Here is a 12,336-nt window from a genome sequence, read left to right on the forward strand (position 1 = left end):
ATTTAAGTATCTTTTCTCTCTTTTACCATTTTAATAAACTCACTTGAGTTATCTGCTTCTTTTAATTCCCATGATTTGATTACAGGAATACCGTCAATTGATTCCTTGAATTTTTCATTATTTATTACAAAGAATGAATCAGAGGATGTAATTAAAGATAGGTCTTTAAGTGGTATTGCCATTTTTTTAAGTGTTTTTGTATTTCTATTTTTCTCAAGATTTGCAATTAATGGACTTTCATTTTGACTGGTGTCCTTAAGTTTTGCAAGTGCATCAAAAGGTGTTTTACTTGTATTTACAACACCGAAACCTAATTTTGCAAGATCATTGTTTTTATCAGTAGTTATTTCCTCTTGATTTTGATAAGGTTCAAAAATATCAATATCAAAGGTTATCTTTGTGTTTAAAACATCTTCCAACATGATTGCAGTTTCAATATTGGCCTTAACTTTACCATTTTCATAGTTATATATTGTTTCACGGGATACATGAGCTAAATCAGCTAAATCTTTAAGTGATAAGGAATATTCTTCCCTGTATTCCCTTAAAAGCTTACCATTAATATTAACAAAGTATCCTCCACGGTTTGCCAATACCTCAGGATATTCGTTATATATAATCATGTTTTTAAATGTTCCAAGACTGACTGCTGGAATACCATGTCTTTCATAGACCACATCATCTTCTAATGGACGGTTTCTTGTTTTAAGTCCAACAAGTAATGGACTTCCTAAGAAAACTTCTGATATTTTTTTAATTTCATTTACATGGGTTTCATTAACACTATCAATATTAACAAGAACTTTCATAAGTAAAAGCAAAAGCTTACGACGAGCCACCATATCAAAACAGCTCTGTTCATAAACATTTGATGTTTGAAATCCTTCTGTAGTTAATAGTTGACTTATTTCTTGAATTAATATATTCCTACTTGTAGCCATAGGAATCACCTCATGAATAAAAATATTATTATAATATATTATGTAATTTCTATTTAAAAGGATTTTTTATTTTTAGTGAATATATTATATAAATTGAAAATTTCCTTATTTATTTATTCTATTTTTTAATTAGTAAATCTAAAATTAATTCATCTTTTTTATTATTTTTTTATTAGCTAATTATTTTTTTAAATCCCCCTTTTAAAGGTATCTCATCATTTAATTGTTTTTTATATTTGATTTTTAATTTTTATTCTAATCTTTTAATTTTGTTTTTGTGTTTTCTTTAGCTGTTGTTTCAGTCTTTTACTAATTTAACCTTGATTAATGATATTTATGAAATTATTATATAAGGTATAATATACAATATATTAATATTATTAATTTTTTTGGATGTGTTAGTATAAGTTATATTTATGTAGGTATTGATGATACTGATTCACCAGATGGAATGTGCACTACCTATCTTTGTGCACTTGTAATTCAAAGATTGAAAGATAAAGGGTTTACTATTGAAGGTTATCCTAGACTCATTAGGTTAAATCCTTTCGCTAGATTCAAAACACGTGGAAATGGTGGAGTTTCATTTAAATTTCCTAAAGAACAATTTAAAGATCATGATTTAAATGAGGCTAAAAAAATTATTTTGGATGCAGTTGAAGAGCTTGCAATGTTTGATTGTGATAATACTAATCCAGGTGTAGTGTTTTATGACGGTGAAATCACCGAAGAAATGGAGGCTTTTGCATATAAGGCATTACATTCAATTATTACAATTGAAGAGGCTGAAGAATTTGCAGAGCATATCGGTGCCGAAATCCATAAATTTAAAAAAGGTAGAGGTATTATAGGATCTATTGCAAGTATGTCATGTAAACTTACAGACTATACCTATGAACTTTTGGCATATAGGTTAAAGGAAAATAGGGGCACCAAACGTCATATTGATTATGATTCCGTTGTTAGGATGGATAAATTAACAGACACCTTTGAGAATATTGACGGCGATTATTTGGCTATTGAACCTAATACTCCATGTCCTGTACTTTATGGTATTAGAGCAAACGATCCCGAAAGCCTTAAAAAAGCCCAAAAAATTGTAATTAATGGTGAGGAAGTAGAAAGATACTGTATTTATTTAACAAATCAACATACTGATATGCATCTGGAGGATGCTAGGGATATTGCCTCCATGAAACAATACAGCTCATATATTGTTGAGGGTTTCGTTAAAGACAAACCTCACACTATTGAAGGTGGACATCTGTTCTTTACACTTGGGGATGAAAGTGGTTCCATTGAATGTGCTGCTTATGAACCTACCAAAGATTTTAGAAAAATCGTTGCTAGGTTAAGACCTAAGGATAAAGTTAAGTTATATGGTGGTATTGGAAAGGAAAACACATTTAATATTGAAAAATTCCAAGTGCTTAAATTGAATAATATTGCCTATAGAAATCCAAAATGTCCTGAATGTGGTAAAACCTTAAGCTCTGCAGGTCATAATAAAGGATTTAAGTGTAAACATTGCGGATATATTTTAAGAGACTCCTCTAAAATTCTTTATGAAATTAGTCGTCAATTAAAAGAGGGAAAATTCTATGAAACTCCTGTATCTGCACGTAGGCATTTGGCAAAACCACTTGTTCGTATGAATTTAAGTGATTAGATTCATATCTTCCTTTTTTGTCTAGTTTTTTCACTTTTTGTTTAGTGGTCTAATATTTTTTAATCTTTTTTTCATTTTTATAATATTTTTCTTAAATATTAATATATTATATTAATTTTTTTTGAAGTTTTTAGCTTTTTTAATCAATTTTTATCTATTTTTCTGAATTTTTAAAAAATTCAATTCTCTTTTTGAAATTCTTAAAGTCCTTAATTTTTAATTTTTTTTAATCTTTTTATATTGGTTATTTTTATTAATATCCTGTTTGAATTCTATGTTTTTGGGGATTATGGACTTTATTTTAGTATTTTTTATAATTGATTCATTATTTACTTTTTGTTCTAATGGATTTATATTCTATTTAGTTTTAAGTATATGTTCTCAAAATAAGAAGTATTATTCATTTTTTGCATTTTATACTAAATTTTATTCACATTTAGGGAATTTTATTTTCTAAAATAGATTAGTTTATAAATTAAAAGAATAAATAATATTTTAATTTATTTTAGAATAATATTATAACTCCTAAATTTAATATTATTTTTTTAAATTTTTATTAGGGTATATTTATGAGTAAGGAATCAACATCTCAGGATCGTAAAATAAGACCATGGATGGAATATAAACTACATATTGTAGTACTATTTTTGGTTATCATTGCTGAATGGATTGGTATGAAGAAATTCAATCTGGGTGGTAATGTAAGTATTGTTATTATGCCATTACTTTATGCAATGGTTATAGGATTGGCTTTTTATCTTGCAAAACCAATTACTTTTATTGGAAATCATGAATCAAAAGTTGCAGAAGGATTAATGTTATTATTTATGACTCCGCTTCTTGCTAAATTAGCAGTGTCAAGTGGTCAAGCTTTAAAGCTTTTATTTGATGTAGGTCCAGCTATTATATTACAGGAATTTGGTAATTTAGGAACTATATTTTTTGCTTTACCAATCGCTCTTCTTTTAGGATTTAAAAGAGAAAGTATCGGTATGACAAGTTCTATTTGTAGGGAACCTAATATTGGTACGATTCTTGATAAATATGGTACAAAATCTCCTGAAACCAGGGGGGTTTTAACTGTTTATGTTATAGGTACTATTATTGGTACTGTTTTTATTAGTTTAGTTTCAAGTCTTTCTACCTCTTTACCTTTCCACCCTTATGCTCTTGCAATGGCAAGTGGTGTTGGTAGTGCAAGTATGAATGCAGCTGCACTTGCACCTTTAACTGCAATCTTTCCAGATATGAAAGATACCATAATGGCATTTTCAGGTTTTTCAAATCTAATTTCTTTCTGTTTCGGTATTTATCTTACAATGTTTATTGGAATACCTGTAACTGAAAAATTATATTATTGGCTGGAACCTAAGATTGGTAGGACTACTTCTGCATCAATACCCTCTCAAAGTTATGAAGACGAGGATATGAAAAACCATGATTTAAGTAAAGAAATCAATAAGATTACATGGAAAAGGGTTAGTGATTGGATTATTCTATTTGTAATCTTTTCATTTATTGTAACCTGTGGAAATTGTGTTTCAACAGGAAGATCATTTTACTTTACATTTGTTGGAATGTTGATCCTATCTGCTATGGCATTTGCTAGTGTTGTTTTAGAGCGTGTACTTCCACATCATATATCCTCAATTTTATATGTAAGTATAATAGGTATGCTTCTTTCAATGCCTTGGTGTCCATTATCTCCAATCATTGTAACCTATGTTAATAATGTTGAACTTACTTCAATCGTTACTGTATACCTTGGTTATGTTGGTATTTCAATTGGAAGAGATTGGGATCAATTTAAAAAGTTAGGTTGGAGAGGAGCTATTGTTACCTGTTTTGTTATATTGGGTACATTTATAGGTTCTGCTACTATTGCTCAACTTGTATTAATGGGTACAGGTGCAATCTAAATATTCTTAAACCCTCTTTTTAAATCTTATTTTTTAAATTAATTTTCTTAAAGATTCAATTTTAAATTTAAAATCGCTTAAATTAAAAATAAGTATTAAATGTCTTTTTTTTGATGGGTTATAGTTTAAACGTTTTAATCTTCTTTTATTTTCAAATCTTATAATTTAGGAATAAAAAATTGATAGGTTATAGTTTACGTTTTAATCTTCTTTTATTTTCAAATCTTATAATTTAAGACTTAAAATAATCTTTTTATAAAATATTAATAATCTTATAGAAACTAATAAAACTAATTTTAAATATATTATAATTAATTATAAGCTTTATAAAAATGGTGTTTTTATGGATGATATATTAATAAGAGATGTGATAGTCATAGATTCAACTTACAATGATCTTTTAGATACATCTATCTTGATTAGTGATGGGAAAATTGAAGAGATTTCAAGAAACATAAAAGTTGATGATGATGTTAAGGTTATTGATGGGGATAATCAGTATATTCTTCCAGGATTTATTGATTTACACACTCATTTGATGGCTAATGGTTTTCATTATGAGGATAATATGAGAAATCCCTTATCTACCTATTTTTATAATGGTCTTATAAATGGAAAGGATACCATTGAATGTGGTGTAACTACAGTCAGGGATTGTGGTCTTGCAGATATCGGATTTAAAAGAGAATCAGAACAATTTAGATTTCCACTACCTAAGACCCTTATTAGTGTATGTCCTTTATCTATTACAAGAGGTCATTTTGATTATACAGAACCTTCAGGTCATGATATGAGAATATCTTATCCTGGAATGCCTAGATGTATTGGAGACGGTGAAAGTAATGTACTTAAAATGACAAGGGATTGTATTGGTGCAAGAGCAGATTTTATTAAAGTCATGGCATCAGGTGGAGTTTTAAGTGCTTACGGTTTCCCACAAAATCCACAATTCAATAAAAAAGAATTAAAAACCATAGTTGATGAGGCAAGAGCTAATCATCTTAAAGTAGCAGCACATTCTCATTCAATAGCAGGGATGAGAAACTGTATTGCAGCAGGTGTATCCTCAATAGAACACGGTACTTTTGTAGATAGAAAAACGGCAAAAGAGATTAAAGAGCATAATATGAGTATAATTCCAACTTTACTTGTCCATAAGGAATTATATAAAAATCCCAATGAATCCTATAGGGTTAATAAGGGCAATATTAAAAAACTTAAGGATGTTGTCAAGGTACATTCTGAGAATATTACAACCGCATATGAGGAAGGTGTAAATCTTTTAATGGGTACAGATTGTGGTGTAGTGGATCATGGTATTAATTTAGGTGAACTTGAGAATTTAACTAAAATCGGCATGAGTGAAAAGGAGGCAATAAGTGCAGGTACCTATAAGGCAGCCCAATTTTTAGGTCTGGATGATAGGATTGGCTCAGTTAGACTACATCATGATGCTGATTTAATTCTTACAGATAAAAATCCTTTAGATGATATATCCTATATTAAAAATAAAGACAATATCAAATTGGTGGTAAGGGACGGACATATCTTTAAAAACCATTTAAATAATTAAATATTAATTTATTTTTTATTTAAGTCGGGTTTAATTTTATTTTCCTTTTATTTTGAATTAGGTTTATGTTTTATTATTTTTAAATTTAAACTATTTTAAAGCAATCTTTAAAGATTTGGCTATTTTTAATAAGCTATTATATGATTTTCAAATATCCTCATAATTTAATGCATTGGGTTGTTTTTAAATATTTGGCTGTTTTTTTATTTTTATTTTACTATTTTTAATGATTTTAATCTTAATCTTATGATATTATAATTTTTTTTTTTAAATCTTCAGCTGTTTTATTGATTTTTTTATTTTTTATTATATAATCTCCAATTATCTCCATAATCTAAATTATATTGAGGCTATTTTTAGATATTTGTTTATTTAAATGGGTTTTTATTATTATTAATATTATAACTAAAAATTTAATTAATATAGTTTACAAAATATTAATATTATTTTAATTAATCATTTTTAAAAATTATTTATCTAATTAGTCTGTGTGTTTTTTATGATTGTAAAGAAAATTGCCGATTTTATTGTAAATTTAAAATATGAAGATATATCTGATGATGCTTTAAAACAGATTAAACTAGCTTTTATTGATTATATTGGTGTATATTTAAGGGGACGCAATGAAATGGCTCCTCAGATTTTAAAAGATTCATTTAGTCTTATGGACCATAATTATGATAATTCAATCTTAACTGATGCAATGTTTTTAGGTACCTCCTCACATGTTCTTGATTTGGATGATGGTCATGATGTGGCATCTGTACATCTTGGAACCGTCGCATTTTCGACTGCCATTGCATTGAGCCGTAAATTAGAGGTTAATGGTAAGGAATTTATAGAAGCTATTCTTGCAGGTTATGAAACCGGAATATTGATTGGTTCCATTGCAAATCCCAATCATAGAAATCAAGGATTTCATTCAACCGGAACAATAGGTACATATGTGTCTGGTGCCGTTGCAAGTAAGATTTTAAGATTAAACTTTTATCAAACAATACAATGTTTAGGTCTTTGCGGAACACAGTCTGCAGGACTTTTAGAATCAGATCATCAGGGAACTATGGCTAAAGCTTTTCACTCAGGTAATGCTGCAAGGGCAGGAATCGTTTCTGCATTCTTGGCCTATAATGGATTTACAGGTCCCGAGTCTATCATCGATGGTGATGAGGGTTTCCTGAAGGCCATGGCAATAGGGGATATACGTTCTGGTAAGACATTAAAAGAAGTCAATTCAAATAAGATTAACAGATATATGAATGATTTCGGTAAATTCCTTCAAACTAGTGATGTTTACTTTAAACTATATCCTTTCTGTAGACATATTCACTCAGCTATTGAGTCAAGCTTGTATTTGCATAATATAATTAAAAAACAATACGATGTAATCGAATCCGTTGAAATATTCACATATAAGATTGCATCAGAACATGATAATTATAAACCTCATAATAAAGAAGAATTAAGGCAATCACTTCCATATGCGGTGGCCATTGCGTTGGTATGTGGTGAGGTTGGTCTTACAAAGATTAATTATTTAATTGAGGATGGTCTTTTTAAGGATATTGATGAGGTTGAGGATGAGAAGGTTAAAGAGATTAAAATCTTGGCTCCTAAAATCATTATTCATGATAAAAAAGAATTCGATTCTTTAGAGGCAGGTGCCCGTCCGGCTAATGTTAAAATTAATCTAAATGAAAGTTTTAGAGGTGGGGCATTTGAACACACTACCATCTATTCAAAAGGAAATAAACATAATCCAGTAAGTCCTGGAGAGGTTATCGATAAATTCAGAAAATTAAATCCAACTTATGGGGTTCAAAAATTAAATAAGATTGATTATATGGAATCTTCAAAGATGGATGAGTTAATTAATGTTTTAATTGATTCTTATGAATAATGGAATTTAATTTTGATGATAAGTTAAATCGGGGAAATATTATGATGGATGATACAAAGAATTTCTTAAAAGGATTAGGTATTGAAGAACAAGATTCTAATTATGTGTCTTCAAAGTGTTTTAATGATAAAGGTCAGTATAGATTAGAAATACCTGGAATTCAATCTGTAAATGCTCTTGAAACAGTTTTAAAAACTTGTAAACAAAAAGATATTTTTATTCATAGAATTACACAGACTAAGGGAATCATGTTTTTAACCGATGATGAAATTAGCCGAATGGTTGATTTAGCAGGATCTAATGGAGTGGAACTGTTTTTAGCTGTAGGTCCAAGGGCAACTTATGATACAAGTGCAAGTGTTCATACCAAGGAAGGTATTCGTATAGGATATAGGCTTAGAGGTTATGACAATCTAGTTTATGCAATTGAGGATGTTAAAAGGGCAGTCTCTCTTGGAGTCCGTGGAATACTATTATATGATGAGGGTCTTTTATATGTTTTATCTAAAATGAGAAATGAGGGCCAACTTCCAAAAACGTTACACTTTAAATTGTCTGCCCATGCAGGCTGTTCAAATCCTGCAAGTGCTAAACTATTTGAATCAATTGGTCTTAATTCTTTAAATCCTGTAAGGGATCTTCAAATACCTATGCTTGCATCTATACGTTCTGCTATTAATATACCTATGGATGTTCATACAGAAAACCCTAAATCCTCTGGAGGTTTTATACGTCATTATGAGGTTCCAAGCATGATAAAAGTGGCGGCTCCAATTTATCTTAAAACGGGAGGTTCTGTTGCAAAAACACATTCCTGGGATACAACAAGTCAGGATGCAGTAAAAAGAGTAAAACAAGTAGAGCTTGTAAAAAGGATAATAGATAAATACTGTCCTGATGCGGTAATCTCACCTCAAGCATCAAAGGATTTGGCTGTTCCTGAAATTTAATCGTTAATGGTTTAGTTATTTAAAATATTATGGTGAATTATGTCTTTAATTAATAAGATTGCAGATGGGGTTATTAAAGCCAGTACTACTTATAGTCAGGATAGAATTGACGGATTTAAAAGAGCTTTAAAGTTAGAGGAGGAACTTTCTAATGATAATGCAGTATGGGCATTGGAACAAATGATTAGAAACGAATCAATCGCATCTTTAAGAAAACTCCCATTATGTGATGATACAGGTATTCCTCATATATTGGTAGAATTAGGTGAGAACAGATCCCTTCCTGAAGGATTTATAAGAGATATTAAGGAAGGCTTGAAACAAGGTTTGGATGATTTACCTGGACGTCCTATGGCTGTTAAAGGAAATCCTTTAGAGCGAATTGAGCAATCTAAAGGATTATATGATGAGCCTTCCATGATGTTACCTGCACCTATTTCCATTGATTCCTTTGATAAGAATAATAGGAGTTATTCCAGGGATTTAGAAAATCAGATACATATTCATATATTACTTTTAGGTGGTGGACCTGAAATACGTTCTAAAACATATAGGGTTTATCATCAGCATGATAGAAAAATCGTAATAAATGAAACGATTGATTGGCTTAAGGAATCTCTTAAAATGTTGGGCTGCACACCTTCCATTCCTGCAATTGGTATTGGGAGAAGTCATTATGAAGCAAGTCATCTAATGTTAAAGGCTATGGTTTATGGTAATTTAAATTACCAAAGTAACACTGAAAACTTCATTACAAATGAATTAAACAAATTAAATATTGGTCCTATGGGTCTTAAAGGTCATACTACTGTTTTAGGGACATTTTTAAATATCGGTCCTCAAAGGGCAAGTGGTGTTAGGATAGTATGTGCAAGACCCTGCTGTTTTGTTGAACCTCGTATTTCAACAATTAAAATATAATTTCTATTTTTTAAGAGGTAAGTTTTATAAATTTAGATATTGATATTTATATTATCTTATAAACTAATGTGAGGCATAAACTTGGAGAATAAAAAAGTACATAATAAGTTTAAAATTCCAGAACATAATCTTACTACTGCAATTACTAAGGTAGAACCTAATAAGATTTCTACAAGAGGTTATAATCAAGTAGATCTAATAGAACATCTAAGTTATAGTGAAATGGTATATTTATTACTTTTAGGTAAATTACCTAGTAAAAAAGAAGGCAGATTATTAAATCATGTACTTGTTTCCTTCTGTGATCATGGTGTAACACCTCCAAGTACTCAGACTGCAAGGATTATATCTTCAAGTGGTTCTCCAATTAATAATGCAGTTGCTGGCGGTTTGCTATCCTTTGGATATCATCATGCTGGAGCTATTGAGAAAGTCATGATAATGTATCAGGATGGAATTAACAGTTTACATATATCTGGAGATCCTGATTTGGATGACCCCCAAATTACAGATAAGGCATTGGATATTGTATGTGAAAAGATTTCAAAACATGAGAAGGTTCCAGGTTTTGGTCATAGATACCATGATAAGGATCCAAGAGCACGTAAATTAATTGATTTGGTTATTAAAGAGGGAAGTTTAGGTCCACACGTTAAACTTGCGTTGAGTATGGAACAATTATTGAGGGAAAGGAAGGGCATATCCTTAAATGTGGATGGTATTAATGGAGCTATTCTTTCAGATTTAGGTTTTAATCCTGAGTTAGGTATAGGGGTATTTATGATAGGCAGACTCCCAGGTTTGGTTGCCCATAGTTATGAGGAGAAAATGGATGAGGAAGAGTTTAGAAGATTCTGTGAATTAGATGATATCACTTACACAGGATTTGAAAATAAACAAGTAAATAATAGAAAATAATTTAATGGTGGTCAATATGGATTTTTTTGATGTAATTGATAAAAGATATAGTGTACGTGGATTCACTGATGAGGAAGTTAGTAAAGAAGACTTAGATAAAATTTTAGATGTAGCTGCAAAAGCTCCTACTGCAGTAAATTTTCAACCTTTTAAGGTTTATGTAATTGACACAAATAAAAATAGGGGGGCTCTTAAGAAGGTTTATCCCTCAGAATGGTTCTTACAAGCACCAATTGTATTGTGTGTTGCAGTTTCAAAAGAAGATGCTTGGACACGTAGGTATGATAATAAAAACTTTGCTGATATCGATGGGACTATTGTCATGGATAATATCATTCTTGCAGCAACAAGTTTAGGATTAGGCACATGTTATGTTGGTGCATTTAATCCAGATGCAGCTGAGGAATTAATTAACTCAGATAAATATGCTCCATTATTATTTACTCCACTAGGACATGTTGATGCAGGTCCAAGAATTCAAGATAAAAAAACAGCCAATGATATAAGTGAATATATTTAATCTGAGTATTAATTATTTCACCTATCGGTTTTTTAATATTATTTCCTCGGGTTTTATTAATCAGTTAAGGATATAATTGAATGTTAAGTTTGTCAATGTTGAATTTGTTAATCTTTAATTGATGGGTATTTTAGTTTTATTGTTTATTTTAAAAAGATATTAAGTAGTTGAGATGATGAGACCTCTTACAATACATGCTAAAAATAAAGAAGAATTAGATAAATTTACAGATCTTCTTGAGGAGAACAATTTTAAATTACATTCATATGATGATAATTTTTCATTTCTTTATAAGAGGGCATATGGCAATTGGGTAGCTCATTTAATTTGCATTATACTTGCAGCTACTCTCACTGCATGGTTTCTATTTGGAAATTTAGTCCTATTTTTATATGCTTTTTATAGAAATTCCCAGTATGTTTTAATTACAACAAAACTTGAAAATGATGGTGAAAAATTGGATTTCGATGAGTTTAATGAAATTGATTTAGACAGGGGTTCATTTTCTTAATTTTCTTAAACTCCTTTTTGAATTTCTTAAGATTTTTATAAACTATTTTAGTTGAGTTTTTTTTACTAATTTCTTTAAAGTTTTCTTAAAGATTTTAGAAACTATCCTTGAATTTTTAGAGATTCTTTCTAAAATTTCAAAAAACTATTTTCTTATTGGTTTTTTACATATTTCATATATATGGTAGTTATTATTTTAACATGTTTTTTCAAAAACATTGTTTTATAGATTTTTTTATTATTTTCATAAATAATTTTTTTAATTCTTTGTGTTTTTTATTGTAAGCTTATTTTATTTCATTATTTTATTAAATGGACAGTATACTGTATTTATTAATTTTTCATATAATTTTTTATATACATTATTAGTATTTGTTTAAGTCTTTATAGGAAATCTCTTAAAACTCTATTTATTCTTCATTCTTAACTATCATATTTTTTTTAAAAAAATATTTAAATTATCTTAAACAAAATTTTAATTGTAAATTTTTAATATTTTAAAATTTTTATTTTCA

Annotated in this window: 10 protein-coding genes; 9 read left to right on the forward strand and 1 reads right to left on the reverse strand. The window is 29.2% G+C overall.

Annotated features, from left to right (window positions below):
• Nucleotides 1-2: 2 nt before the first annotated feature.
• Entirely contained in the window at nt 3-941 is a 939-nt protein-coding gene (locus ON24_RS07485) for a transcriptional regulator (RefSeq protein WP_040682498.1), read from the reverse strand.
• Between the two features lie 403 nt (nt 942-1,344).
• On the opposite strand from ON24_RS07485, the gene ON24_RS07490 reads away from it, so the two are divergent.
• From ON24_RS07490 to ON24_RS07530, 9 genes are all read left to right on the forward strand, one after another.
• Complete coding sequence (locus ON24_RS07490) at nt 1,345-2,610, forward strand: TiaS agmantine-binding domain-containing protein (RefSeq protein ID WP_394295812.1); 1,266 nt, start codon at nt 1,345-1,347, stop codon at nt 2,608-2,610.
• A 569-nt stretch (nt 2,611-3,179) separates the two neighbouring features.
• Nucleotides 3,180-4,529 carry a DUF3100 domain-containing protein gene (locus tag ON24_RS07495; RefSeq protein WP_040682500.1) on the forward strand — a complete coding sequence of 450 codons (1,350 nt, stop codon included), beginning with the start codon at nt 3,180-3,182 and terminating at the stop codon, nt 4,527-4,529.
• Between the two features lie 343 nt (nt 4,530-4,872).
• The gene (locus ON24_RS07500; protein WP_040682501.1) at nt 4,873-6,102 is read left to right on the forward strand and encodes a metal-dependent hydrolase family protein; all 1,230 of its coding nucleotides are present in this window, start codon (nt 4,873-4,875) and stop codon (nt 6,100-6,102) included.
• 499 nt (nt 6,103-6,601) lie between these two features.
• Nucleotides 6,602-8,002: an MmgE/PrpD family protein gene (locus tag ON24_RS07505; RefSeq protein WP_016358026.1), complete on the forward strand. Its 1,401-nt coding sequence runs from the start codon at nt 6,602-6,604 to the stop codon at nt 8,000-8,002.
• Between the two features lie 44 nt (nt 8,003-8,046).
• Nucleotides 8,047-8,952 (forward strand): peptidase, encoded by a 906-nt coding sequence (locus tag ON24_RS07510; protein WP_040682509.1) that lies wholly within the window; start codon nt 8,047-8,049, stop codon nt 8,950-8,952.
• A gap of 39 nt (nt 8,953-8,991) precedes the next feature.
• Entirely contained in the window at nt 8,992-9,873 is an 882-nt protein-coding gene (locus ON24_RS07515) for a fumarate hydratase (RefSeq protein WP_016358028.1), read from the forward strand.
• An 81-nt stretch (nt 9,874-9,954) separates the two neighbouring features.
• The gene (locus tag ON24_RS07520) at nt 9,955-10,791 is read left to right on the forward strand and encodes a citryl-CoA lyase (protein ID WP_050553601.1); all 837 of its coding nucleotides are present in this window, start codon (nt 9,955-9,957) and stop codon (nt 10,789-10,791) included.
• A gap of 16 nt (nt 10,792-10,807) precedes the next feature.
• Complete coding sequence (locus tag ON24_RS07525) at nt 10,808-11,311, forward strand: nitroreductase family protein (RefSeq protein ID WP_016358030.1); 504 nt, start codon at nt 10,808-10,810, stop codon at nt 11,309-11,311.
• A gap of 172 nt (nt 11,312-11,483) precedes the next feature.
• The gene (locus tag ON24_RS07530) at nt 11,484-11,822 is read left to right on the forward strand and encodes a hypothetical protein (RefSeq protein ID WP_016358031.1); all 339 of its coding nucleotides are present in this window, start codon (nt 11,484-11,486) and stop codon (nt 11,820-11,822) included.
• Nucleotides 11,823-12,336: the final 514 nt, after the last annotated feature.

It is taken from the genome of Methanobrevibacter boviskoreani JH1 (assembly GCF_000320505.1).
Lineage (GTDB): Archaea > Methanobacteriota > Methanobacteria > Methanobacteriales > Methanobacteriaceae > Methanarmilla > Methanarmilla boviskoreani.

Excerpts from the sequence above, each read along its gene's own strand:
- ON24_RS07485 (WP_040682498.1), bottom strand. The coding sequence starts at position 941 with ATGGCTACAAGTAGGAATATATTAATTCAAGAAATAAGTCAACTATTA.
- ON24_RS07495 (WP_040682500.1), top strand. The coding sequence starts at position 3,180 with ATGAGTAAGGAATCAACATCTCAGGATCGTAAAATAAGACCATGGATG.
- ON24_RS07500 (WP_040682501.1), top strand. The coding sequence starts at position 4,873 with ATGGATGATATATTAATAAGAGATGTGATAGTCATAGATTCAACTTAC.
- ON24_RS07505 (WP_016358026.1), top strand. The coding sequence starts at position 6,602 with ATGATTGTAAAGAAAATTGCCGATTTTATTGTAAATTTAAAATATGAA.
- ON24_RS07510 (WP_040682509.1), top strand. The coding sequence starts at position 8,047 with ATGGATGATACAAAGAATTTCTTAAAAGGATTAGGTATTGAAGAACAA.
- ON24_RS07515 (WP_016358028.1), top strand. The coding sequence starts at position 8,992 with ATGTCTTTAATTAATAAGATTGCAGATGGGGTTATTAAAGCCAGTACT.
- ON24_RS07525 (WP_016358030.1), top strand. The coding sequence starts at position 10,808 with ATGGATTTTTTTGATGTAATTGATAAAAGATATAGTGTACGTGGATTC.
- ON24_RS07530 (WP_016358031.1), top strand. The coding sequence starts at position 11,484 with ATGATGAGACCTCTTACAATACATGCTAAAAATAAAGAAGAATTAGAT.